The sequence below is a fragment of the Saccharothrix sp. CB00851 genome, from assembly GCF_001905065.1.
GTDB lineage: Bacteria > Actinomycetota > Actinomycetes > Mycobacteriales > Pseudonocardiaceae > Actinosynnema.
On sequence record NZ_LWLC01000001.1, the window covers coordinates 186,746 to 209,871 of the forward strand.

The 23,126-nt window shown below is 70.4% G+C and carries 23 protein-coding genes and 2 tRNA genes; 8 read left to right on the top strand and 17 right to left on the bottom strand.

Translation table 11 applies throughout. From position 1 onward, the window contains the following. Nucleotides 1–165: 165 nt before the first annotated feature. On the bottom strand, nt 166–1,446 hold the full coding sequence (locus A6A25_RS00835) for a D-alanyl-D-alanine carboxypeptidase family protein (RefSeq protein ID WP_073885784.1): 1,281 nt from the start codon (nt 1,444–1,446) through the stop codon (nt 166–168). 60 nt (nt 1,447–1,506) lie between these two features. Between A6A25_RS00835 and A6A25_RS00840 the strand changes: the two genes are divergently transcribed. Together A6A25_RS00840 and A6A25_RS00845 are read left to right on the top strand one after the other, a co-directional pair. Next, the gene (locus A6A25_RS00840) at nt 1,507–1,752 is read left to right on the top strand and encodes an SCO4848 family membrane protein (RefSeq protein WP_073885785.1); all 246 of its coding nucleotides are present in this window, start codon (nt 1,507–1,509) and stop codon (nt 1,750–1,752) included. 25 nt (nt 1,753–1,777) lie between these two features. Further along, nucleotides 1,778–2,122, top strand: a complete 345-nt coding sequence (locus A6A25_RS00845; protein ID WP_073885786.1) for a hypothetical protein — start codon at nt 1,778–1,780, stop codon at nt 2,120–2,122. 3 nt (nt 2,123–2,125) lie between these two features. Here A6A25_RS00845 and A6A25_RS00850 read toward each other — a convergent pair whose 3' ends face one another. The 9 genes from A6A25_RS00850 to A6A25_RS00890 all read right to left on the bottom strand — a co-directional run bounded on the left by A6A25_RS00850 (nt 2,126) and on the right by A6A25_RS00890 (nt 11,953). Then, nucleotides 2,126–3,097, bottom strand: a complete 972-nt coding sequence (locus A6A25_RS00850) for a YhjD/YihY/BrkB family envelope integrity protein (RefSeq protein ID WP_073886336.1) — start codon at nt 3,095–3,097, stop codon at nt 2,126–2,128. Nucleotides 3,098–3,161: 64 nt separating this feature from the next. Then, complete coding sequence (trpS, locus tag A6A25_RS00855; protein ID WP_073886337.1) at nt 3,162–4,184, bottom strand: tryptophan--tRNA ligase; 1,023 nt, start codon at nt 4,182–4,184, stop codon at nt 3,162–3,164. Between the two features lie 70 nt (nt 4,185–4,254). After that, the gene (locus tag A6A25_RS00860; protein WP_073885787.1) at nt 4,255–4,542 is read right to left on the bottom strand and encodes a hypothetical protein; all 288 of its coding nucleotides are present in this window, start codon (nt 4,540–4,542) and stop codon (nt 4,255–4,257) included. A 162-nt stretch (nt 4,543–4,704) separates the two neighbouring features. Further along, nucleotides 4,705–7,224, bottom strand: coding sequence for a bifunctional FO biosynthesis protein CofGH (locus A6A25_RS00865; protein ID WP_073885788.1), 2,520 nt, complete (start codon nt 7,222–7,224; stop codon nt 4,705–4,707). Between the two features lie 81 nt (nt 7,225–7,305). Beyond that, entirely contained in the window at nt 7,306–8,991 is a 1,686-nt protein-coding gene (locus A6A25_RS00870) for a TIGR03767 family metallophosphoesterase (RefSeq protein WP_073885789.1), read from the bottom strand. Between the two features lie 219 nt (nt 8,992–9,210). Continuing rightward, the gene (locus A6A25_RS00875; RefSeq protein ID WP_073885790.1) at nt 9,211–10,005 is read right to left on the bottom strand and encodes an exodeoxyribonuclease III; all 795 of its coding nucleotides are present in this window, start codon (nt 10,003–10,005) and stop codon (nt 9,211–9,213) included. A gap of 9 nt (nt 10,006–10,014) precedes the next feature. Beyond that, nucleotides 10,015–10,233, bottom strand: a complete 219-nt coding sequence (locus tag A6A25_RS00880; protein ID WP_073885791.1) for a hypothetical protein — start codon at nt 10,231–10,233, stop codon at nt 10,015–10,017. A 12-nt stretch (nt 10,234–10,245) separates the two neighbouring features. Further along, the gene (locus A6A25_RS00885) at nt 10,246–10,560 is read right to left on the bottom strand and encodes a hypothetical protein (RefSeq protein ID WP_143192902.1); all 315 of its coding nucleotides are present in this window, start codon (nt 10,558–10,560) and stop codon (nt 10,246–10,248) included. Nucleotides 10,561–10,732: 172 nt separating this feature from the next. Further along, nucleotides 10,733–11,953 carry an NADP-dependent isocitrate dehydrogenase gene (locus A6A25_RS00890; RefSeq protein WP_073885793.1) on the bottom strand — a complete coding sequence of 407 codons (1,221 nt, stop codon included), beginning with the start codon at nt 11,951–11,953 and terminating at the stop codon, nt 10,733–10,735. Between the two features lie 283 nt (nt 11,954–12,236). Between A6A25_RS00890 and A6A25_RS00895 the strand changes: the two genes are divergently transcribed. Together A6A25_RS00895 and A6A25_RS00900 are read left to right on the top strand one after the other, a co-directional pair. After that, the gene (locus A6A25_RS00895) at nt 12,237–13,043 is read left to right on the top strand and encodes a metal-dependent hydrolase (protein WP_073886338.1); all 807 of its coding nucleotides are present in this window, start codon (nt 12,237–12,239) and stop codon (nt 13,041–13,043) included. Between the two features lie 142 nt (nt 13,044–13,185). Further along, entirely contained in the window at nt 13,186–13,665 is a 480-nt protein-coding gene (locus A6A25_RS00900; RefSeq protein WP_073885794.1) for a hypothetical protein, read from the top strand. A 7-nt stretch (nt 13,666–13,672) separates the two neighbouring features. Here A6A25_RS00900 and A6A25_RS00905 read toward each other — a convergent pair whose 3' ends face one another. The 3 genes from A6A25_RS00905 to A6A25_RS00915 form a co-directional block, all read right to left on the bottom strand. After that, entirely contained in the window at nt 13,673–13,930 is a 258-nt protein-coding gene (locus A6A25_RS00905; protein ID WP_073885795.1) for a Prokaryotic metallothionein, read from the bottom strand. A 108-nt stretch (nt 13,931–14,038) separates the two neighbouring features. After that, a tRNA-Pro gene (locus A6A25_RS00910) sits at nt 14,039–14,112 on the bottom strand. Continuing rightward, nucleotides 14,113–14,186: transfer RNA gene (locus A6A25_RS00915), tRNA-Ser, on the bottom strand. A gap of 58 nt (nt 14,187–14,244) precedes the next feature. Between A6A25_RS00915 and A6A25_RS00920 the strand changes: the two genes are divergently transcribed. Continuing rightward, nucleotides 14,245–15,360, top strand: coding sequence for a J domain-containing protein (locus A6A25_RS00920; RefSeq protein ID WP_143192903.1), 1,116 nt, complete (start codon nt 14,245–14,247; stop codon nt 15,358–15,360). Here A6A25_RS00920 and A6A25_RS00925 read toward each other — a convergent pair. Next, entirely contained in the window at nt 15,353–16,708 is a 1,356-nt protein-coding gene (locus tag A6A25_RS00925; RefSeq protein WP_083667778.1) for a glycosyl hydrolase, read from the bottom strand. The genes A6A25_RS00920 and A6A25_RS00925 overlap by 8 nt on opposite strands. Nucleotides 16,709–16,863: 155 nt before the next feature. On the opposite strand from A6A25_RS00925, the gene A6A25_RS00930 reads away from it, so the two are divergent. After that, nucleotides 16,864–18,042: an LLM class flavin-dependent oxidoreductase gene (locus A6A25_RS00930; RefSeq protein ID WP_073885798.1), complete on the top strand. Its 1,179-nt coding sequence runs from the start codon at nt 16,864–16,866 to the stop codon at nt 18,040–18,042. 21 nt (nt 18,043–18,063) lie between these two features. On the opposite strand, the gene A6A25_RS00935 is transcribed toward A6A25_RS00930, so the two are convergent. Further along, entirely contained in the window at nt 18,064–18,768 is a 705-nt protein-coding gene (locus A6A25_RS00935) for a hypothetical protein (protein ID WP_073885799.1), read from the bottom strand. Continuing rightward, nucleotides 18,734–19,768: a type IV toxin-antitoxin system AbiEi family antitoxin gene (locus A6A25_RS00940; RefSeq protein ID WP_083667780.1), complete on the bottom strand. Its 1,035-nt coding sequence runs from the start codon at nt 19,766–19,768 to the stop codon at nt 18,734–18,736. Before A6A25_RS00940 ends, A6A25_RS00935 begins: the two co-directional genes overlap by 35 nt. A 95-nt stretch (nt 19,769–19,863) precedes the next feature. Here A6A25_RS00940 and A6A25_RS00945 point away from each other — a divergent pair, with 95 nt between their 5' ends. Then, on the top strand, nt 19,864–20,457 hold the full coding sequence (locus A6A25_RS00945) for an HhH-GPD-type base excision DNA repair protein (RefSeq protein ID WP_073885801.1): 594 nt from the start codon (nt 19,864–19,866) through the stop codon (nt 20,455–20,457). Between the two features lie 9 nt (nt 20,458–20,466). Continuing rightward, a complete protein-coding gene (locus tag A6A25_RS00950) occupies nt 20,467–21,897 on the top strand; it encodes a serine/threonine-protein kinase (protein WP_073885802.1) in 1,431 nt (476 codons plus the stop codon). On the opposite strand, the gene A6A25_RS00955 is transcribed toward A6A25_RS00950, so the two are convergent. After that, nucleotides 21,831–23,036, bottom strand: coding sequence for an MFS transporter (locus A6A25_RS00955; protein WP_073885803.1), 1,206 nt, complete (start codon nt 23,034–23,036; stop codon nt 21,831–21,833). The genes A6A25_RS00950 and A6A25_RS00955 overlap by 67 nt on opposite strands. Nucleotides 23,037–23,126: the final 90 nt, after the last annotated feature.

Consider the following 23,126-nt stretch of genomic DNA (forward strand, 5'->3'; position numbering starts at 1 on the left):
CGCTCAGGTCCCGTGTGTCGAACACTCAGCGCCCGAGAGTCGAACGCTCAGGTACCCCGAATTCAACGCTCAGGACGGCATGGGGCGACCTCCCGTGCGTCCTGAGCGTTGAATTCAGCGGTCCTGAGCGTTCGACACACGGGACCTGAAGGTTCGACTCTCGGGTTAGGAGGGTTGTTGGCGGGCGGCGCGGGCGGCCTTGGCGCGGCGGCTGCGCAGGTACATCAGCAGGGCGAGGACCAGGCCCAGGCCGGCGATGGCGGTGATCGGGCCGCCCACGTTGCCGAACGCCGTCTGCATCGCGGAGGGTTGGGTGCCGTCCGGCGTGGAGTTGGCCACCTCGCCGACACCCGCGCTGGTCGGCGTCGGCCGGGGCTCGGTGGTCTTCTTCTTCACCTGCGGCGCGCCCTCGACCAGCCTGCCCACCGGGTTGCCGGACGCGGCCGGTGCCAGGGCGAAGCCGTAGTCGAGCAGGCGGACCGCCTGGTCGGTCATCCTGGTCGGCTGCTGCTGCCCGCGCAGCAGCACGACGACGAGCCGCTTGCCGTTGCGCTCGGCCGCACCGACGTAGGTGTGCTGGGCGTCGTCGGTGAACCCCGACTTGCCGCCCAACGCGCCCTGGTACGTGGTCAGCAGCTTGTTGTCGTTGACGATCGGCACGGTCCCGCCGTTGGGTGCCGGGAAGTCGATCCGCCGCGTCATCACGGCCTTGACGAAGTCCGGGTACTTCATCGCCTCGCGGTAGATCAACGCCACGTCGTACGCCGACGTCGACGTGCCCGGCGCGTCCAGCCCGGACGGCGTCACGGCCCGCGTGTCCAGCGCGCCCAGCTCGGCCGCCAGGGCGTTCATCTTCCGGATCGCCGACGGCACCCCGCCCAGCCGACGGGCCAGCGCGTGCGCCACGTCGTTGCCCGACGCCATCACCAGCGCCTGGAGCAGCTGCTCGACGGTGTACTCACGGCCGTTGCGCAGCCCGATGCACGTGCACTCCTGCGCGATGTCCTCCGGTGTCGCCGCCACCGTGGCGTTGAGCGGCAGCTCCTTGGCCACCACCATGGCCAGCAGCACCTTGATCACCGACGCGGGCCGCTGCCTGCCGTGCGGGTCGACGGCCGCGAGCACGGCGCCGCTGTCCATGTCGGCCAGCAGCCAGCTCTTGGCCGTGATGCCGTCCGGCGGCACAGGCGCGTTCGGCGGCAGCACCAGGCCGCACTCACCGAGGCGCTGTCCCCCGATCGGACTCTCGGGTACCTCCAATGGTGGCGGGGGCTTCTCACCCGGCGCAACCTCTTCGGACGCGTCGACCGCCGGGGGCGGTGACACCTTGTTCTCGCAGGCCGGCTGGGCCGCCGCGAGCGGTGCGGCCACGGTCGACACGCCGGTCATCAGCGCGCAAGCAGCCAGGACCAGGGCAACGGGCCGTCGGAACGCGGGGGAACGCACCCGCCCAGGCTATCCACCCCGGATGAGTGACCTGCACCCGCCACGTCGGATACTGCTCCGGTGAAGCTCTCCCGCGGCACGTCCGTGTTCCTGCTTGCCTTCGGGGTGTGGTCCTGGCTGCTCTGGCCGAACTTCCTGCGCAACATCTGGAAGGACCCCCGTTCGTGGGACAGCGGCCCGACCACGTTCTTCACCGTCCACCTGCTGCTGATTGTCGCGTCGCTCACATTCGGCACGATCATCGGCGTGTTGGGCGTGCGCGGGCTGCGCGCGGCCAGGAGCGGCCGAAGCACCAAGACAGACTGAACCCACCACACCTGGAGGCTCCGCCGTGGAGTTCGTGCGCCTACTGCTGGTGTTCCTGCACCTGCTCGGCATGGGCATGCTGATCGCGATGTTCTTCGTCCAGCGCCGGACGGGGGCCGACGCGCCGCTGAACAAGGGCTGGCTGCACGGCAGCGCGCTGCAGCTGCTGACGGGCGTGGCGCTGATGGGCCTGGCCCCGCTCACCGACCAGGACTACAACGACATCAAGATCGGCGTGAAACTGCTGGTCCTGGTCGTCATCGCGGCGCTGGTGGCGGTCAACCTGAAGAAGAAGCCCGCCGCCTGGCTCACCCCGGCGCTGGCCGGTCTGGTCGTGCTGAACGTCGGCCTCGCCGTCTTCTGGACCTGAGCCTCACCTGCGCCGGAACAACGCACCCAGCAGCAGCCCCGCGCCGACGAGTCCCGCGGCGGCGCGGGGGCTGGGTCCCGACCGGACCTCGACCACGGGCCGGATCACGGCGGGAGGCGGCGGTTCGGGTGCGTCGCGCAGCAGGTTCTCCCGCGCGGTGGCGGTCCAGGCCGTGATGAACAGCAGCGACTGCGCCACCAGGTTCGCGAAGAACAGCACACCGATGATCGGCCCGAACGCCGCACCCGCCGGCGACGACGTGACGGTGCTCAGGTAGAGCGTCCCGCCCTGCTTGAGCACCTCGAACACGATCGCGGCGGCGGCGGCGCCCTTGGCCGCGCTGCGCAGGCTGAACGGCTTGCGCGGCAGCTTGGCGAGCACCCAGAGGAACACCAGCCAGTTCGCCACCAGGCCGAGCATTATCGTGCCGACCTTCAGCAGCGCCTCGGCCCACCCGACACCGTCCAGGCCCACCCACCGCAGCACCAGCTCCGCCAGCCCGCCGCCCGCCGCCGTGAGGCCGAACGACACCACGAGCGCCGCGCCGAGGCCCAGCAGCGCCAGCAGGTCCTTCAACGCCGTCTTGAGTAAAGGCAGGTCTTCCTTCGGGTGCCCCCACTGCGCGGTCAGCGCGTCGCGGAGGTTGCTCATCCACCCGTAGCCGGAGTAGACGGCGGCCAGCAGGCCGAGCACACCGACCGTGCCCTTGGACGTGATGGCCTCCTCCACCACCTCGTTGATGGTGTTGCCGAGCGCGCCCGGCACCGCCTCGGCGATGGAGACCTTCAGCTCGTCCAGCAGCCGCGGCTGCGAGACGAGGATGAAACCGGCGACCGCGAAGCCGATCATCAGCATCGGCACCAGCGACAGCACGCTGAAGTACGTCACCGCCGCCGCGTAGTGCGCGCCGTAGCTCTCGGTGTAGCGAGCGGCGGCGCGGAACAGGTGGTCCAGCCACGGCCGTTCCCGGCGCATCCGGTCGAGCTTCGACCCCGTGCCAGCGTTGTCCGCCACCAGGAAAAACTAGCCCGTGCGGTGATCACTCGCCAGTCGGCAGGAACCCGATCCGGTCGTACGCCCTGGCCAGCGTCCTCGCCGCCACCGAACGCGCCCGTTCCGCACCCCGCGCCAGCACCTTGTCCAGCTCGGCCCGGTCGTCCAGGTACTCGGCCACCCGCGCCCGCACCGGCGTGACGAACTCGGTGAACACCTCGCCGAGGTCCTTCTTCAGGTCCCCGTAGCCCTTGCCGTCGTAGTCGGCGACCAGCGACTCCACCGAACGCCCGGTCAGCGCGGAGTAGATGACCAGCAGGTTGCTCACGCCGGCCTTGTGCTCGGGGTCGTAGACGATCTCGCGGCCGGTGTCGGTGACCGCCGAGCGGATCTTCTTGGCCGACCGCTTCGGGTCCTCCAGCAGCTCCACCACGCCCGCCGGCACGGACTTCGACATCTTCGACGTCGGGTCCTGCAGGTCGTAGATCTTGGCGGTGTCCTTGACGATGTAGGGCTCGGGCAGCCGGAACGTCTTGCCGTAGCGGGTGTTGAACCGCTGCGCGAGGTCGCGGGTCAGCTCCAGGTGCTGGCGCTGGTCCTCGCCGACCGGCACGTGGTGCGCCTGGTACAGCAGGATGTCCGCGGCCTGCAGGATCGGGTAGGTGAACAGGCCGACGCCGACACCCGTCTCCTGTCGAGCGGACTTGTCCTTGAACTGGGTCATCCGGCTGGCCTCACCGAACCCGGTCAGGCACTGCAGGACCCAGCCGAGCTGCGCGTGCTCGGGCACGTGCGACTGCACGAACAGCGCCGAGCGGTCCGGGTCGATGCCCAGCGCGAGCAGCTGCGCGGCCGACACCCGGGTGTTCTGCCGCAGCACCTTGGGGTCCTGCTCGACGGTGATCGCGTGCAGGTCGACGACGCAGTAGAACGCGTCGTGCGTCTCCTGCAGCGCCACCCACTGGCGGATCGCGCCGAGGTAGTTGCCGAGGTGGAACGAGCCCGCGGTCGGCTGGATGCCGGACAGCACGCGGGGGCGGCTCACCGGAGCCGGGTTCTCGGCAGGCAGGCCGACGGCCTCGCCTGCGGCGTTCTCAGCGGAGTTTTCGACGGCCACGCCGACGATTCTCCCAGGTCGATCAGACCCCGGTGGTGGCGGGCCGCACCTCGGGCGCGCTGTCGCCGCCGACGGTCGGCTGAGGGGCGACGGGCTCGTTGGCCGCCGTGCGCACCACCGCGGCCCTGCGCCGGCGGACCAGGCCGAACACCAGGCCGATCGCGCCGAACGCCACCGCGGCGATGCCGACCGGCGCATCGAGGGAGACCGGAGCCGCCACCGCGCCGTCGGCCGCCACCGCGACACCTTCGACGACCAGGGAAGACGCCGCGCCCAGGACCAGACCCAGGACCGCACCGCGACCGCGCACCGCCCAGCCTCCTCACCAACACCGTGCCACTCCACGGAGGAGTGAACCTTGTTGACGGACGGCCGCGAACCTACCGAAGCTGTGGGACTGGCGTGCCCGGTTCGGCTGAACGCGACCGGCGGCAGACTAACCACCGCCGCGCTCACCCCTCCCCGCAGGGGGTTACCTTAGGGCGTCCACTCGGCCATATGTCGTAGTGCGCTGCCGGGCCGGGCGACCCGCCAAGGCCGCCGTGGCGTGCAGCTGCTCGGCCGTGCGGGCGGAGCCGTGCTCGGAGCCCGCCATGCGGCTGATGGTCTCCTCCATGAGCGTGCCGCCCAGGTCGTTCGCACCGCCGCGGAGCACCTCGGCGGTGCCCTCGTCGCCCAGCTTGACCCACGAGCACTGGATGTTGGCCACGCGGCCGTGCAGGGCCAGGCGGGCGAACGCGTGCACGGCCCGGTTGTCGCGCCGGGTCGGGCCGGGACGGGCCACGCCCGCCAGGTAGATCGGCGCGTTGCGGTGCACGAACGGCAGGCCGACGAACTCGGTGAGCCCGCCCGTGCGGTCCTGGAGGGCCGCCAGCGCGCGGAAGTGGCCGAGCCAGTGGCCGGGGTGGTCCACGTGGCCGTACATCATCGTGGACGACGAGCGGATGCCCACCTCGTGCGCGGTGGCGACCACGTCCAGCCAGGTGGCGGCGGGCAGCTTGCCCTTGGTCAGCACCCAGCGCACGTCGTCGTCGAGGATCTCGGCGGCGGTGCCGGGGATCGTGTCCAGGCCCGCGTCGCGCAGCTCGGTCAGCCACTCGCGCACGCTCACGCCCGCCTTGGCCGCCGCGGCGACGACCTCCATCGGGCTGAACGCGTGCACGTGCATGCCGGGCACCCTGACCTTGATCGCCCGCACGACGTCGGCGTAGTAGGTGACCGGCAGCTTCGGGTCGATGCCGCCCTGCATGCAGACCTCGGTGGCGCCCGCGTCCCACGCCTCCTGCGCGCGGTCGGCGACCTCGGCCACCGACAGCCGGAACGCGTCGGCGTCGCGCTCGCGCTGGGCGAACGCACAGAACCGGCAGCCGACGTAGCAGACGTTGGAGAAGTTGATGTTGCGGTTGACCACGTAGGTGACGTCGTCGCCGACCACCTCGGCGCGCAGCTCGTCGGCGAGCCGGGCCATGGTCTCCAGCGCCGCGCCGTCCGCGGTCAGCAGCGCCATGGCCGCGTCCGTGTCGTCCAGGAGCTTCTCGGGGCTGTCGGCGGCCAGCTTGAGGGCACGGGCGGTGTCCTCGGGCAGCCGTTCGACGGCCTTGGGGACGGTCAACGACGCCCAGTCGCCGTAGACGCTGTCGAAGTCGCCGCGCCGGTCCTCGGTGCGGCCCTCGGTGTCGATGGCGGTGTGCAGGTCGGCACGACCGTAGGTGTCCAGGCCGCCGTCGGGTTCCTGCCACTCGCGGCCGACCACCGGGGCGTCCGGCTCGGCCAACCCGTCGGGCCGCGCCAACGCGGACACGTGCGCGGTGAGCCGGGTGTCGATCCACTGCCCGGCGGGCGCGGTCACGTACCGCGGGTAGACCGCGAGGCGTTCGCCCAGCTCGAACCCGGCCGCGCGGGTGTGCCCGGCCAGCGCGTCGACCTGCGGCCACGGCCGCTCGGGGTTGACGTGGTCCGGCGTCACGGGCGACACGCCGCCCCAGTCGTCGATGCCCGCGCGCAGCATCAGGTCGAACTCGCCGCCGACGAGGTTCGGCGGTGCCTGCACGCTCGTGGACGACGGCATGACCAGCCGCGCCACCGCGATCGTGGCCGCCAGCTCGTGCAGGTCGGCGTCGGGCATGCCGCGCATCGCGGTGTCCGGCTTCGCCCGGAAGTTCTGGATGATCACTTCCTGGATGTGCCCGTACTGGCGCGCGACACCGCGCATGGCCAGCAGGGACTCGGCGCGCTCGGTGAGCGTCTCGCCGATGCCGATCAGGATCCCGGTGGTGAACGGCACGTTCACCCGGCCCGCGTCGGTGAGCACCCGCAGCCGGACCGCGGGCTCCTTGTCGGGGCTGCCGTAGTGCGGGCCGCCCTTCTGCGACCACAACCGCTCGGCCGTGGTCTCCAGCATCATCCCCATGCTGGCCGCGACCGGCCGCAGCCGCTGCAGCTCCTCCCAGCTCAGCACGCCGGGGTTGAGGTGCGGCAGCAGGCCGGTCTCCTCCAGCACGGCGATCGCGCTGGCCCGCACGTAGTCCAACGTGGACGAGTAGCCGCGCGCCTCCAGCCACTCGCGCGCCTGCGGCCACCGTTCCTCGGGCCGGTCGCCGAGCGTGAAGAGGGCTTCCTTGCAGCCCTGGGCGGCGGCCCGGCGGGCGATGTCCAGCACCTCGTCCCGCTCCAGGAACGCGGCGGGCAGCTTGTGCGGGACCGTGGCGAACGTGCAGTAGTGGCAGCGGTCGCGGCACAGGCGGGTCAGCGGGATGAAGGCGTTGCGGCTGTAGGTGACGACACCCGGCCGCCCTTCCGCCAGCAGGTGGGCGTCACGGACGCGGCCCGCCGCGGCCAGCAACTCCTCCAGGTCGTCACCGCGGGCGTGCAGCAGCACGGCGGCTTCGGTGGCGTCGAGCACCGCGCCGTCGGCGGCACGGCGCAACGCACGTCGCATCGCCGATGCGCTGGGCGGCGGTTCCGGCGGGGTGATCGAGATGTCCAGGGCCACGACAACGACATTAGGGGTGGAAAATTCCTGATCACGACCAGTGTGACGTCCGACACGCAGCGCAGTCGGGTCACGGTGGCGCTACCGCACGGGCGCCCGGCCGGCCACGAGCAGCTCGGTGTTGCGGTCGGTCACCGCGCCGACCGCGGCCGCGTTCGCGTGCGGGTCGTTGCACGCGAACTCGCGGGCCAGCGAGGCCAGGCCGCGCGGTGAGAAGTCGTCGTAGTCGGCCTGGTAGGGCGCGTCACCCTCGACCAGCGTCGTGAACAGCGACAGCGTGCCGTCGCCGTTGTCCGCCAGCTCGATGATCCGGGCGTGCTGCGGGTGGTCGACGTGCGCGGCGGTGTTGATCTCCCAGAACGCGCGGTCGCCCGTGCCGTGCGGGACGATCCGGTTCTCGTGGGTGTGGCCGTTGACCCAGGCGACGACGTTCGGGAACCGGCCGAGGAGGTCGACCAGGGCCTTGCCGTCCAGCCGCGGGTCGAGCGGGCGGCGGCGGTCGGGCAGGACGTTGCCCATGGTCCAGCTCGTGTGGTGGCTGAACAGGATGAACAGCTCGTCGGTGACGTCCTGGCGGTGCCGGAAGCCGAACACGTCGTAGTAGCGGGCGCTGCCGCGCTTGAGGGTGCGCTCCAGCCAGAGGTACTGGTGCAGGCCGATCGAGCCGTCGGCGAAGCCCGCGGTGGTCGTGGTGTCGAGGCTGACGCCCGTGACGCCGGGCGCGATCGGGAACGTGTAGAAGACGTCCACGCCGTCGGCGTTGTCCTGGGTGAAGCCGTGGCCGTGCGGCCCGGGACCGGTGTGGCGCGGGTCGAGGTGGGCCTGGACGAACTCGGCGGTGGTGAACGGGCGGCGGCGGGCGTCCGGGGTGACCGTGCGGACCAGCCCGCCCTCGGCGACGACGGCCGCCGCGTCGAGCACGTGCGCCGGGTCGGTCATGGCCCTGGCGAGCCGCTGCGCCTGTGCGTCCGCGAAGCCCATGATCTTGCGGTTCGAGGTGTAGAGGCCGTCGATGATCGGGAGGCCGTCGGGCAGGGAGCCGACCACGCTGTCGTCGTGGTTGCCGAACGTGCAGTACCAGGGGATGCGCAGGCCGGGGCTGTCGAACGGGCGGATGGCGGCGTCGAGCAGGCCCGGCAGGTGGGGGAAGCCCTTGGCCTTGTAGTCGTCCAGGAGGGTGGAGTGCGGGTTCCAGTAGGCCGTGACGCCGGAGTCCTGCACGCCTTCGTAGCGGGCGGGGTCGCCGGTGTTGGCGGTGATCCGGCCGCCGTTGAGGACGGTGAGGAACCAGTCCAGCTCGACCAGTTCGTGGTTGTCGGTGTTGTCGCCCGTGGTCATCATGAAGTCGATCGGGCGGTTCGTGAACGGCCCGGTGCGGATGGTGTTGACCTTGTTCACCAGGGCGGTCGACGTGTGCTGCGCCAGCGTTTCGTGCGCGCGGAAGGCACCGGCACCCAGCAGCGGGTGGGTGTACTCGAAGCGGGCCGGGCTCTGCGTGTCGACCATGTGCATGTCGGTGAACTGGACGAAGCAGGCCAGCGGCGTGCGCCGGTCCGCCCGCCCCGCGCCCGGCGTGGCCAGGTCGGACCGGACCACCAACGGCCAGCCGGGTCCGGCCTGCAACCTTCGGTAGCCCGTGGTGCCGACCGCCGTCGCGGCGACGTCCAACGTCGTGTCGGTGGTGGCCGCCCAGGCGGGCCCACCCCACAGCAGCACCGCACCCGCCGCACCCGTCGCCTGGAAGAAACGCCGCCGGCTGATCCCCATCGAACGCTCCCGTGTCTCGGTTAGGTGAAAAGTTCTCACGAACCGGGAAGCGCGTCACGAACTCGGGATGAAGTGCGGCCGAACGAGCGAAGTCGATCGTCGGGTGGATCGGTTCCGTTGCCCCGCAACGACTTCACCGCGACCGGGCGTCCTGAGCGTTGAACTCGGGGGTCCCGAACGTAGGACACGCGCGTTCTGAACGTAGGACACGCGCGGGGGTCAGCCGTAGACGACCGTCACGGGGGCGTGGTCGGACCAGCGTTCGGAGTAGGTGGCGGCCCGCTCGACCACGGCGGAGGTCGCGGTCCGCGCCAAGGCTTCGGTGGCGACGTGGAGATCGATGCGCCAGCCCGAGTCGTTGTCGAACGCCTTGCCGCGGTAGGACCACCAGGTGTACGGCCCTGCCACGTCCGGGTGGAGGGAGCGGACCACGTCGACGTAGCGGGCCTCGCCGAAGACGCGGTCCAGCCAGGCGCGCTCCTCCGGCAGGAAGCCCGATGACTTCTGGTTCGTCTTCCACGCCTTCAGGTCCTCGGGCCGGTGGGCGATGTTCCAGTCGCCACACACCAGCACCTCGCGCCCGTCGGCGGCGGCTTTGTCGCGCAACTCCACCAGGTACGGCAGGAACGCGGCCATGAACCGGTCCTTCTCGTCCTGCCTCGGCGTGCCGACGTCACCGCTGGGCAGGTACAGCGACGCCACCACGACGTCGGCCAGCTCCACCTCGACGTACCGACCCGAGTGCTCGAACTCCGCCACGCCGAACCCGATCCGCACGGCCTGCGGCGCCTCGCGCGTCAGCACCGCGACCCCGTTGCGCCCCTTGACCTCCGAGTACGCGTGCGCGACGTGCCAACCCTCCGGCGACCGCACCTCGTCCGGCAGCTGGCCGGGCTCGGCCCGGACCTCCTGCAGGCACACGACATCCGCCGCCGTCGCGGCCAGCCACTCCAGGTAGCCCTTCTTCGCGGCGGCGCGCAGCCCGTTGACGTTGATCGTGGAGACAGTCAGCACCGGGGCAGCCTAGCCGCGCGGGGCGACCGCCCAGGTGTACGGGTATTCGGCGCCGCAACCGGTGCAGGACGCGGACAGGCCCAGCATCAGCACCAGCGGGCTGCTGCCCTCCGGCGACGGCACCCCCGCCACCTCGTGCCCGTCCACCACCGCGCGCAGACCCGGCCACTCCGGCTCGCACGCGCACGTCACCACGCCACGCCGGAACGACCGCCACTTGAAGAACATCCGCGTATCAGATCACGTGCAGCCGCTGTCCGACGTCGGCGTCACGAACTCGTCCTTCACCCAACGCCCGTCCGACAGCAGCCGGAAGCCGTTCTCGACCCGGTGCTCCGCCCGCACCACCGCGTCGCGCGGCAGGGTCGCCACGATCGGCTGGGTGTCGGCGGGCCCCGAGCGCACGTTGAGGATGTCGGCGATCACCGTCACCTTGCACTCGCGGGCGGCGACTTCCTCCACCCCGAGCTTCTTGCCCTCGTTGGCGACGTACATCAACCCGGCCGCCGCCAGCACACCCGCGACGACCATGCCGCGCACCGGAATCCCGAACATCACGCCTCCCGACACCTCTGCTGAAGTGCAGATATAGCGCGTGCCAGGTGGCCGGGAGCCGCCCGAGGGCACATTCCACCCCACCGGGGAACCGGACGGGTGACGCCGTCACGGAAACGGATCAGGGGACCGCCCGCAGGCGGTCCCCTGATCACCAACCCCGGAGAAGTGGTCAGCCGGCCATCTTCTTCTGCAGGTTCTCGTCCAGCGTGCCGAGGAAGTCCTCGGTGGTCAGCCACTCCTGGTCCTTGCTCACCAGCACGGCCAGGTCCTTGGTCATCCGGCCGCTCTCGACGGTCTCCACGATGACCTGCTCCAGCGTCTCCGCGAAGCCCGTCACCTCCGGGGTGCCGTCCAGCTTGCCGCGGTGCTTCAGGCCACCGGTCCACGCGAAGATCGACGCGATCGGGTTGGTGGACGTCGGCTTGCCCGCCTGGTGCTGGCGGTAGTGCCGGGTCACCGTGCCGTGCGCGGCCTCGGCCTCGACGGTCTTGCCGTCCGGCGTCATCAGCACCGAGGTCATCAGGCCCAGCGAGCCGAAGCCCTGCGCGACCGTGTCGGACTGCACGTCACCGTCGTAGTTCTTGCACGCCCAGACGTAGCCGCCCTCCCACTTCATCGCGGCGGCCACCATGTCGTCGATCAGGCGGTGCTCGTAGGTCAGGCCCGCCGCGTCGAACTGCGCCTTGAACTCCTCCTCGAACACCTTCTGGAAGATGTCCTTGAACGCACCGTCGTACGCCTTGAGGATGGTGTTCTTGGTCGACATGTACACCGGGTAGTTGCGCTGCAACCCGTACGAGAACGAGGCGCGCGCGAAGTCCTCGATGGACTTGTTGAAGTTGTACATGCCCATGGCCACGCCGCCGTCGGGCCCGTAGTTGGCCACCACGTGCTTGATCGGCTCGGAGCCGTCCTCGGGCGTGAACGTGATGGTCAGCTCACCCGCGCCGGGGACCTTGAAGTTGGTCGCCTTGTACTGGTCGCCGTGGGCGTGGCGGCCGATGATGATCGGCTTGGTCCAGCCCGGCACCAGCCGCGGGATGTTGGAGATGATGATCGGCTCGCGGAACACCACGCCGCCGAGGATGTTGCGGATCGTGCCGTTCGGCGAGACCCACATCTTCTTCAGGCCGAACTCCTCCACCCGCGCCTCGTCGGGCGTGATGGTGGCGCACTTGACGCCGACGCCGTGCTTCTTGATGGCGTGCGCGGCGTCGATCGTGACCTGGTCGTCGGTCGCGTCCCGGTACTCGATGCCCAGGTCGTAGTACTCGAGGTTGACGTCCAGGTACGGGTGGATCAGCTTGTCCTTGATGAACTGCCAGATGATCCGCGTCATCTCGTCGCCGTCGAGTTCGACGACGGTCCCCTGAACCTTGATCTTGCCCATACTCAGGGCGCTCCTCTCGCGACAATGCAAGCAAGACAAGCGTACTGCTATGTCGGGTTGCTTGCTCCACCCAGGCGGAAAAAGGGAACGGCGTCACACCCGCTCGCTCGCCGCGACCGCCGGTGGCACGTGGGTTCTCGGGGCCAATACAACCAGCCGCGCCGCCGGACCGCCGCACGGGGACGCCCCACGGCGACACTCGAACACGCGTTCGCGGAATGCGCCCTCCACCCGCGTCCGCCCCGCTAACCTCGCCTCCGTACGAGTGATCAAGGGGGCAGCGTTGTCGACGGGTCCGACCCACGCCATGAGCGGTCTGCTGGCTTGGGCGGCGGTGACCGCGATAGCCGAGAACCACCCCATCGGCCAGCTCACGCCGCAGAGCTGGGCGGTCGGCGCGGTGCTCGCCACCGGCGCCGCCCTGCTGCCCGACCTCGACCACCCGTCGTCCACGATCTCGCGCACGTTCGGGCCGGTCAGCGCCGGTGCGTCGGCGCTGATCAACACGGTGAGCTCGTTCGTCTACCGCACCACCCGCACCCGCAAGGACTCCAACCGCGACGGCGGGCACCGCGGCCTGACCCACACGCTGGTGTTCGCGCTGGCCGCCGCCGTCGGCACGACCGCCGTGGTGCAGCAGTCGCAGAAGTGGGCGCTGCCCGCGCTGATGTTCGTGTTCGCGGGCCTGGCCGTGCGCGGGATCATGAACGACTGGTGCCCGCAGAAGGACGCCCTGCTCATCACCGGCGTCTCGGCCGCCATCACGGTCGCCTGCGTGGCCTGGACGGCGCAGACACCGGCCAGCGCGGCGGCGTGCGGGGTGGCGGTCGGCGTCGGGTGCGTGGCCCACTACCTGGGCGACGCGATCACCGAGCAGGGCTGCCCGATCCTGTGGCCGCTACCGCTGATGGGCAAGACGTGGTTCCCGGTCGCGCCGCCGAAGATCATGCGGATGAAGACCGGCGGCAAGGTCGAGATGGCGATCGTCGGCCCGCTGATCACGATCCTGAGCATCTGGCTGTCCGCCGCCGCGCTCCAGCAGGCCGGCGCGATCCCGTTCCTCGAAACTTTCGACCTGCTACCGATCTAGGTTTCAGATAACGGCCATTCGGCGGCTACCACTACATCACCCGATCGGACTAGCCTCCACCGAAATCCTGTCCCGCGCTCACCCGCGTCGAGGAGGACTTCGTGCCCCACCCCACGCACGACAACGTTGTCGAGGCGGCCGGATGACCACCTGGCTCGGCCTCAACGCCGGTCACGACGACCGGGCGACCGCGGACACCGTCGCGGTCTCGCTCTACGAAACACTGCTGTTCCACGCCCAGCTCGTGTGCGTGCACGAGGTGGAGGGCCGACACGCGATGTCGTTCCGCCTGGCCGAGGAGCCGTCCGAGAACACCGTGTCCACGCTGATCGAACGCGGCTACGGCGTGGCGGTGCACAACGGCTCGCTGCAACGGCTCGCCGGACCCGAGGAGCTGACCCGCGGCGCGCTGCGGGCCGCGTTGGCGCACCGCCACCGGCGGGAGGGCCGGGCGCTGCGGTTCCCCGGCCAGCGCACGCTGCGCGGTCGTTACGGCGTGTCCGACATCCTCGCGTTCAGCGCGATCGAAGAGGTGCTGCCGCACGGCACGAAGAGCGTGGACGCGCGCGGCGACCTGCAGCCGACGTTCGTCAACGGTCGGCTGGTGCTGCACTGCGACTGAGCCCCGGTCAGCCCGGGTGCGCGCCGACGGTGTCCTTGATCTGGGCGCCGAGGTCGTCCGCGCTGCGCGCGCAGTGGGCGCAGCAGAAGAACTTGCCCTGCACCTCGACGCCGTGTCCGATGATCCGGCAGTCGCAGTGCTCGCAGCGCGGTGCCAGGCGTTGGATCGCGCACTCGAAGCTGTCGAAGGTGTGCACGCCGCCGCCGGACGTGCGGACCTCGAAGGACATCCAGTAGTCGTTGCCGCAGACGTCACAAGTAGCCATGGTCGAAGCCTGCGCCGGGCGGTGGGCACCGGCAACTCGACCTCGTGCCGCGAGGCCCCGTGCTCCAAGACCCCGTGCTCCGAGACCTCGTGCCCCTCGTGCTCCGAGCGGACCAGGCCGGACTCGAACCGGCGTCCTCCCTCCCGAGGGGAGGGCGCGTCAACCACTGCGCTACATGGTCCCGAGCCGGGCCGGATTCGAACCGGCGTCCTCCCTCCGAGCAGGAGGGCGCGACAACCACTGCGCTACCGGGCTCCTGCCCAACACTAACCATGACCACGGCCCCGGAGACAGGGCCGCTAAGGTCTGCCCTCGTGCGCGGAGTCGACTACTACGAACTCCTCGGGGTCGGCCGCTACGCGTCCGAGGCGGAGATCAAGTCCGCTTACCGCTCCCTGGCCAAGGTGATGCACCCCGACGCGGGCGGGTCCTCCGGCACGTTCCGCATGCTGCAAGAGGCATATGACACCCTGCGAGATCCCGCTCGGCGACGGGACTACGACCGGAGTTGGTCGTTCACCCGTCCGGGCGCACGGCCGACGTCGCCGACCCGCCCGCCGCGCTCCGGCCGGACCGGTCGGTTGCGCAACTTCGGCGAAGATCCGGACTTCGTACCTCCGAAGCCCGTGGTCGACCTCGGCGGCGTCGCGTGGTGGCACCTGGTCGACGTCGGGCAGCGGGTGCGGTACGTCCCGGCCGCCGGTCCGGGTCACGCGCCCGCGTTGGCGGCCCTGTGCGGGTGGTTCTTCCTGCTGCTGCCCGTGGTGGTGATCGACTTCTCGCCGTTGGCGCTGGGCGTGTGGCTGGTGCTGGTGGCCGCGGCGGCGGCAGTGGCGTTCCGGTTGGTGCGGCGGTACGTGGCGGCGATCCGGGCCGACCGGGCGTTCACGCTGGACCACGACACCGGGGTGGTGCACGGGACCACGGACGACCGGGCGTGCGAACGGCTCACCGCCGACCTGCTCGGCCAGTACCTGACCCGGCTGCCCGGCGCGCGGATCTTCCACGGCCTGGCCTGGCCCGGCTCGGTGTTCGCCGACGTCGACCACGCCGTGCTGTGCGGGCGGCGGCTCGTGCTGATCGAGTCCAAGTCGTGGCTGCCGGGGCACTACGAGGCCGAGGACGACGGCACGGTCTGGCGCAACGGCCACCCGTTCCGGGGCGGTGGCATGCGGATGCCGCGCAGCCTCGCGGTGTACCGGAAGCTGTTGCCGTGGCTGGACATCCGGACCGCGTTGCTGGTCTACCCGAGCCGGGACGGCGTGGTGACCACCGAGGAACCGGCGGACGCCATCGTGCCGCCGATGACGCCCGCCCAGTTCGTCGAGGAGATCGGCGACTGGCTGGCCGAGGACCCGGCCACGGTGGACCGGGAGGCGTTGCGCGTGCTGATCGGTCAGGTCGTGCCGATCGTGCGGCCTGCTAGCTGAACACGCCCACCTCCCACAGGGAGTAGCCGTACGGGGTGGCGCGTTGGAAGGCGTACAGCTTCGCGTAGCGCGCGCTCGTGTTGAGCGAGATCTCGTCGGTGCCGCCGTCGGCCGCGTAGTTCTCGTGCACGGTCGTCCACGTCGTGCCGTCGGTCGAGACCTGGAGCTGGTACTGCCTGGCGTGCGCGGTCTCCCAGTCGAGCCGGACGCGGCGGATCGGCTTCGTCGAGCCGAGGTCGACCCACAGCGAGTGCTGGTCGGTGAACGCGCTGCTCCACCGGGTCGCCGGGTTGCCGTCGAACGCGTGGGACGACGGGTGCGCGGAGCTCTCCGTCGCGGTGGACCAGGACGGGCGGTGGAGGGCGAGGTTGGCCGTGGTCGTGAGCTGACCCTGGTTCACCGCGCGCGGTGAGGCGTAGGTGGCGCGGACGGCGCTGTCGGGGTTGAGCTGCTTGTCGTCGAAGAACTCCGGCCACGCCATGAAGTACGCCCAATCGGGTTGGGACGCCAGCTCCGCCGGTGACGGCACCTTGCCGACCTCGGCCAACGCCAGCGGCTTGCCCTGGGCCAGCGCCTTGAGGGTGTCGTAGTAGGTGGTGGCGGGCCAGAAGCTGTTCCACGCGTCGAGCGACACGACGTCCGCGTACGACGGGCCCGGGTAGTAGTCCGCGATCCCGGCCGGGTCCAGGTCCTTGACGTTCCACACCCACGCCATGCCGGTCAGGCCGCGGGTCCGGACGAGGTGGTCGTAGGTCAGCTGGTAGAGGCGGCGGCTGCCGTTGGCGCCGGGTCGGCCGCCCCACCACGACCAGCCGTCGTTCATCTCGTGCAGCGGCCGGAACAGCGGTTGCACGCCCGCGTCCAGGAGTTGGCGCAGGAACGGGACGATCTCGTCCAGGCGTGCCTTCCAGGCGTTGTTGAGGGCGGTGCCGTCGGTGATCAGCTGTGCCCACTGGGCATCGGTGAGGTCGTCGTTGACGCCCGCGTCCCAGCCGCAGGCGGTGGGGCGGGTCGGCGGGCAGACGTGCCAGGTCAGCGTGACGAGCGAGCCGTTGCGCCACTCGGTCTTGGCCTGGTCGACCATCGTCTGGCGATGGGTGACGTCGTCCTGCGCGAAAAGGAAGTCACCGCCCCACAGGCCGGGGTACACGCCGGTGATCGCGTGGACCTTGGCGGTGTGGCGGGCGGGGTCGGAATTGGGCTCCTTGTTGTGCATCCCGGTCACCGTGCGGGTGCCGGTGATCCGCTTCAGGTAGTCGACGACGGGGATCGGCGGTGGCGCGGCGGCGGCGGTCGGTGGGGCGAGGGTGGTGAGGAGTAGGGCTACCAGCGTCAATGCTGTTCGCACTGCGTCCTGCCTCTCGAAAGGGTGGCGGCCTTTTGAGCGTGGCGGCGGGCTGGGTGGACGGTAGCGATTAACCGGTTAAGCAGTCAATCGAATGGCGCATGTCGCGGACGGCCGTCGCGGGCTACTTTCGGCGGACCCACGGGAGGAGTCGCCGGATGAAGATCGACGTCTTCAACGAGGTCCAGGACCCGCGCCCGTGGCAGGAGGGCCACCAACACGCGCGCATCACGGAGGCGTTGGCGCAGGCCAGGCTGGCGGACGAGCTGGGCTACGGGTGCTGGTGGCAGGTCGAGCACCACGGCGCCGAGGAGTTCAGCCTGTCGTCCGCGCCGGAGCTGCTGCTGGCGGCCATCTCGCAGCAGACGTCCCGGATCAGGCTGGGGCACGCCGCGGTGCTGGCGCCGGCGCGGTTCAACCACCCGATCAGGGCAGCCGAACGTGCCGCGACACTGGACCACCTCAGCGGCGGACGGCTGGAGTTCGGCCTGACCAGGTCCACCGCGCCGGAGTGGCGGCTGTTCGGCATCGACCCGGCGGACGTGCGTCGGCAGACCCAGCGGGCGTTCGAGATGATCCCCCGGATGTGGACGACGGACCGCTTCTCGCACTCCAGCGAGGACTTCGAGATCCACGACGTGCCGATCGTCCCCAAACCGCTCCAACAACCCCACCCGCCGCTGTGGCAGGCGGCGGCGAGCCCGGCGTCGTTCGAGGAGGCCGGGCGGCGCGGCGTCGGGGTGCTCGGGACGACGATGTGGGAGTCCGTCGAGCGGGTGCGGCGGATGGTGGGGCTCTATCGCGCGGCGGCGGAGGCGTGCACGTCACCGGTCGGCTCGTACGTCAACAACCAGGTCGCGTTCTTCACGTTCGTGCACTGCGCGGAGACCGATGAGCAGGCCATGCGCAACGGCGCCGTCGCCGCGGCGGCTTGGTACACGGTCAAGGCGCTGACGTTCTTCGAGGCGGCGGACGCGTTCGTGGAGAACGTGCGACGACAGGAAGAGCTGATGGGCCAACCGGACGGCGGCGGCCTGACCGGCGAATTCCTGCGGGCAGAGGCCGAGGCGTTCACCGGCCCGAACCGCGCCCAAGCCGTGATCGGCCGCGTGCTGCAGGGCGAGGACGTGCGACCGGAGGAGATCTTCGAGGCGCTGGACGAGCAGGACTCGCTGATCGTCGGCAGTCCCGAGACGTGCCGGCGGAAGCTGCGCGTCTACGCGGACCTGGGCATCGACCGGCTGATGGCCTTCCAGCAGGTGGGCAGCCTGCGGCACGAGGACGTGATGCGCAGCCTGCACCTGATCGGCGAACTCATCCCCGAGTTCGACAAGTGAGGACGCGGGGTTCGGTGTGGATCAGCGCCCCTCCGGCCTCTCTGCAACGGCGTCCCGGATCCCATCGCACATCGCGCCCACGAGTGCGGAAGCCCTGACCACCGCCATGTCCCGCGCCAGTCTTGCCATCAAGTCCGCGTTTCCAGCCAGATCGAGCAGCGCCGAGACGTCCTCGTCACCGAGCAGCTCCGACATGTGCGCGCCCAAGAGCCACGCGCCGGCCCGGGACGGGTCGTAGTCGAACCGTTCAAGGAGGTCCAACTCCTCGAGCAGGGCAAGTGCCGGAATCGAAGGAACTCGGACCGACACCTCACCGGGCAGCAGCGCGGTCTCCGCAGACTCGACAGCTTCACGCAGGCCCAGGACGTTCATCTCGTAATCATCGGGCCACAAGATCGTCCGATCGGCACGCTCAACCCCTCCGTAGGGCATCACATCGACCTCAGTGTCCATGACGACGAACTTGTGCACCCCCTTGCGCCCGTCCAATTTCCGCGCCAAGTGTTCGAACTCGCCCCAAGAGTCGACTTCTGTGGCGATGTCGATGTCCCGGGTCTGCCGTTCGGGCGATGTTCCGAGCAGTCCGATCGAGGTGATCGTGCGAGCCATCGCGCCCACCACTAGAAAGGCGACTCCGGCTTCACCCGCTACCTGGGCGATGCGGGCCAGGACCTTCGCGGCGCGCAACACCTCAAAGTCGGTCGAGTCCCGCAAGTCGATCGTCATTCGTCCTGATCCTGTCCGCGTGTTCACGTTGCCGAGGGTCGCCGGAGGCCAGGAGATCCGCGTAGATCAGCACTGGCGGCACGGATCGGCCTTCGTCGCTCATCTGCCAGAAACGTCGGCGGAACTGAACATTGCCACCGCGGTCCACACTCGCCATGCGCCGCTTGCCGACGAGCGAGCGCGGCACTCGATCGACGTACAAGGTGAGAGTGGATGGGACAAGGTGCGGATCGATCAGGCTCGCCGCGACCTCGCCACCGAGCTGGGCATGCGATTCCGCCAGTTCGTCGTCCGCCGTCGACCACCACGAGATGTCCCCAGCCGAAAATTCGCCGAGGAGGAGCGTCGGCGAGAGCGTAGTCGAATACGCCTCGGACCACCGGCTGAGCAACTCCCCCGCTCTGGCCAGCCTGCGAGTCCCTCGGACGTCGTACAAGTAGCCCGCCCTGGACAGATCATCGATGACGGCCTTGGCCGTGCCGAGGGAGACCCCGCCGGCGCCGGCGAGTCGCCGCAGCGGCTCCGCGGCCAGATGAGGCCAAGCGAGCAGCACGAACCCGACTTGAAGCCCGGCGCGACTGAAGGCCTTGCTACCACGCGACGCGGGCAGGTCCTTCGGCCCGACAGCTTTGCGCCGACCTCGGACGTGGATGAGAACGTCGTTCCACGCTATGTGCGCGTTGCCGGCCGCGTCGACGTAGTCGACCCCCCGCTCACGGAGCAGTTCGGCGGCCCGCTCGGTGATCGAGCCCGCGACGACGAGAGTCGGCAGCGCGGCGTGTGGGTGGAGCGCCGTGGCGAGTTCGGGGGGCACGTGTCGCCTGATCTCGACCACGTACGTCCGACTCGCCCCTGATGGCCTGCTGACTTCCACCAGCGCATCCGCACCTCTGTCAGCGGGGCCGGAGGAGTTCCGCACAACGGCTTGGAGGCCGAGCTGTTCCAGCAGCCCTCGGAGGTTGCTGTTCAAAAAATCGCCGTGTTCACTCCCGCTGAACATGGCGTCATGGTGAACGAAGCCTCGGCGCGGCGCAACCTCACGCCGATCCCGAGTTCGACCAGTGAGGTCTCGGGGTTCGGTGCGAGGATGGGCGCATGCCGAAGAAGCTGCGGCTGACCGGTGATCCGGCGGCCGACAAGTTGCTCAGCGAAGATCCCTTCGCGCTGCTCACCGGGCTGTTGCTGGACCAGCAGTTCCCGATGGAGCACGCGTTCGCCGGACCGCGGAAGATCGCGGACCGGATGGGTGGGTTCAGCATCGACAAGATCGCCGAGACCGACGTGGACGAGTTCGTGGAGCTGTGCGTGCAGCCGCCCGCGATCCACCGGTACGGGGCGTCGATGGCGCGGCGGGTGCACGCGTTGGCGTTGCACGTGATCGAGAACTACAAGGGCAAGGCGGCGAACATCTGGAAGGCAGGCAAGCCGGACGGCAAAGAGGTGTTCCGGCGGGTGAAGGCGTTGCCCGGGTTCGGCGACCAGAAGGCGCGGATCTTCGTGGCGTTGCTCGGCAAGCAGCTCGGCGTGACGCCGGACGGGTGGCGTGAGGCCGCCGGCGCGTACGGGGAGGAAGGGTCGCGGCGGTCGATCGCGGACGTGACGAGCGCCGAGACGTTGGCGGAGGTGCGGGCGTTCAAGAAGGCCGCGAAGGCGGCGGTGAGCGCGGGGAACGAGGCGGCGAAGAGTTAGAGTCCCCGCGTGCAGTTGCCGGGACTCGTCGATCTCACGCCGCTGGGCGCCGGTGGTTTCGCCACGGTCTACCGCGCCCGCCAGGTCCAGCTGAACCGCGAGGTCGCCGTCAAGATCGACAACCGGATGCTGCGGACCGAACGCGACCGGCGGCGGTTCCTGCGCGAGGCGCACGCGGCGGCACGGCTGTCCGGGCACCCGCACGTGGTGTCGGTGCACGACGCGAACTTCACCCCGGACGGCACGCCCTACCTGGTCATGGAGCTGTGCACGGGCGGATCACTCGCCGACGTGGTGCGGCGCGACGGGCCGCTCGCGGCGGATCGGGTGCTGGCTCTGGGCGTGCAGTTGGCGGACGCGCTCGCCGCCGCCCACGCGGAAGGTGTGCTGCACCGCGACATCAAGCCGGCCAACATCCTGCTCGACCGGTACGGCACGGCGAAGCTGGCCGATTTCGGGCTGGCGGCGCTGCTGGACGCCGAGGGGTCGAGCACCGTCACCCGGGACGCGCTGAGCCCCAGTTACGCGCCGCCCGAGGCGTTCGCGATGGCCCAGCCGACGCCGGCGGCGGACGTCTACGCGTTGGCGGCGACGCTGTACGACCTGCTGGCGGGCAGGCCACCGCGTCCGGTGCCGTGGCCGGTGGAGTCGTTCGACCACCTCGGCGAGGTGCTGCGCTCGCCGGTACCGCCCGTGCCCGGCGTGCCCCGAGAGCTGCACGAGGCGTTGGTGCGGGCGTTGGAGCCGGAGGTCGGGCGCCGCACCGCCAGTGCGGCCCGACTGCGGCAAGAACTGAGCCAGGCCACCGGGCACGTGCCGGGCCAGGTCGCGGGGCAGGTCCAAGACCGGGTGCCGGGCCGGAGTGCGGACGTCCGTCCCCGGTACAGCGCCTCCTACACGCGCCCGCCCACCAAGAAGCCCTGGGCGTTGGTGATCGGCGCGGCGGTGTTGGCGACCGTGGTGGCGGCCGGTACGTGGTGGTGGGCGACCAGGTCATCCGACGCGCAGACGACGCCAGGTGCCCCGACCGGCAGCACGACGTCGAGCGAAGCCCTTCCGCCACCCGGCCTCAAGGAGTGCGCCACCGGCTACTGCGTGGCCGAGCCGACCTGCTACCGCGGCATCGTGTCGGTGGGCGGGCAGGCCTCCAGCGCGCGGAAGGTCGGCAGCTGCTCGGAGGATCACTACTGGGAGGCGTTCGCGGGCGGGTGGTTGTCCGGCACCGTCCCGGACGTCGACAACGACGAACTGCTCAAGGCGCCCGAGGTGGCCGACGTCTGCACGGCCGAGGTGATGAAGGCCAACACCCGACCGACGGTGGACACGTCGAACTGGCAGTTCACGGCGGTCGGGTTCACCGACGGCGAGCGGAGCTACTTCCACTGCTTGGCGAGCGAGCCGGGCGTCGGCGAGGTCACCACCAGCGCGTTCGGGTCCTGAGGCGGTTCCGGCTTGAGCGCGAAGACCAGCATCACCAGCGCCGTCAACGCCGGCAGCGCCGCGATCGGGGCCAGCGGCACCAAGCCGACCCAGCTGATCACCAGTCCGCCGACCACGCCGGACAGGCCGACGCCCAGGTAGATCGCGGAGGCGTTGAGCGACAGCAGCAGACCGCTGTTGGCGGGTGCGAGATCGATCAGCCAGCTCTGGATGGGCGGGTTCGCCGACCAGGTGAGCGCACCCCAGGCGAACAGCGCGACGGCGGCCGACACTGGGGTGGCCGTGGTCAGCGGCAACGTGGCCAGCACGACGGTGAAGCAGCTGAACAGCACGACGAGCAGCTTGCGCGTGTCGAAGCGGTCCGCGAGGCGACCGGCGGCCCAGTTGCCCAGGACCGAGCCGAGGCCGTAGGCGACGAGCAGCACGCCGATCGTGGCGCCCTCGACGTTCGCGGTCACGGCCAGCAGGGGCGCGATGTAGTTGAAGACGCTGAACACCGCCAGGCACGCGAGCACGGTCAGGCCGAGGACCATCAGCACGCGCCGGTCGTCGGCGGGGGCGAAGCGTTGGCGCAGGCCGACCGCCGGTGGGGCGTCGACGCGGGGCAGCCAGAGCCGGACCGCGAGGGCGGCGAGCACCGAGACGGCGGCGATGAGGGCGAACACGCCCTGGTAGCCGAGGGGCCCGCCGAGCAGGTTGCCCGCGGGCACGCCCAGGACCAGCGAGAACGTCAGGCCTCCGAGGACCAGGGCGACGGCACGGCCGCGGTGTTCCGGTGGGGACAGGACGGTGGCGACGAGCGTGGCGGCGGGTGTGTAGACGGCCGCGCCGAGCGCGCTGACGATGCGCGCGACCAGGAGGAGGGGGTAGTTCGGGGCGAGGGCGGCGAGGAGGTTGCCGAAGGCGGCGACGCCCAGGGCGACCACGAGGAGCGTGCGGCGCTCCCAGCGGCCCGTGAGCGCGGCGAGGAGGGGTGACGAGATCGCGTAGGCGATGGCGAACGCGGTGAGCAGTTGGCCCGCGGTGGCGTGGGAGACGTCCAGCTCCTCGCTCACGGCAGGCAGCACGCCGGAGACGATGTACCCGCTCGTGCCGATGGCGAACGCCCCGGCGGCGAGCAGGTAGGTGCGTGCCGACATGAGACTCCCCCGGTCAGGTGACATTCGGTCGAGCGCGCGCCCGAGTGGGTGATCGCACGGCTTTTGTTCGACGGGGATCGTACTACGGCG

Bases quoted from the DNA above. Each gene is read 5' to 3' on its own strand.
- A6A25_RS00850 (WP_073886336.1), bottom strand. From the start codon at position 3,097: ATGCGCCGGGAACGGCCGTGGCTGGACCACCTGTTCCGCGCCGCCGCT.
- A6A25_RS00870 (WP_073885789.1), bottom strand. From the start codon at position 8,991: ATGGGGATCAGCCGGCGGCGTTTCTTCCAGGCGACGGGTGCGGCGGGT.
- A6A25_RS00880 (WP_073885791.1), bottom strand. From the start codon at position 10,233: ATGTTCTTCAAGTGGCGGTCGTTCCGGCGTGGCGTGGTGACGTGCGCG.
- A6A25_RS00885 (WP_143192902.1), bottom strand. From the start codon at position 10,560: ATGTTCGGGATTCCGGTGCGCGGCATGGTCGTCGCGGGTGTGCTGGCG.
- A6A25_RS00890 (WP_073885793.1), bottom strand. From the start codon at position 11,953: ATGGGCAAGATCAAGGTTCAGGGGACCGTCGTCGAACTCGACGGCGAC.
- A6A25_RS00900 (WP_073885794.1), top strand. From the start codon at position 13,186: ATGACCACCTGGCTCGGCCTCAACGCCGGTCACGACGACCGGGCGACC.
- A6A25_RS00905 (WP_073885795.1), bottom strand. From the start codon at position 13,930: ATGGCTACTTGTGACGTCTGCGGCAACGACTACTGGATGTCCTTCGAG.
- A6A25_RS00930 (WP_073885798.1), top strand. From the start codon at position 16,864: ATGAAGATCGACGTCTTCAACGAGGTCCAGGACCCGCGCCCGTGGCAG.
- A6A25_RS00935 (WP_073885799.1), bottom strand. From the start codon at position 18,768: ATGACGATCGACTTGCGGGACTCGACCGACTTTGAGGTGTTGCGCGCC.
- A6A25_RS00940 (WP_083667780.1), bottom strand. From the start codon at position 19,768: ATGTTCAGCGGGAGTGAACACGGCGATTTTTTGAACAGCAACCTCCGA.
- A6A25_RS00945 (WP_073885801.1), top strand. From the start codon at position 19,864: ATGCCGAAGAAGCTGCGGCTGACCGGTGATCCGGCGGCCGACAAGTTG.
- A6A25_RS00955 (WP_073885803.1), bottom strand. From the start codon at position 23,036: ATGTCGGCACGCACCTACCTGCTCGCCGCCGGGGCGTTCGCCATCGGC.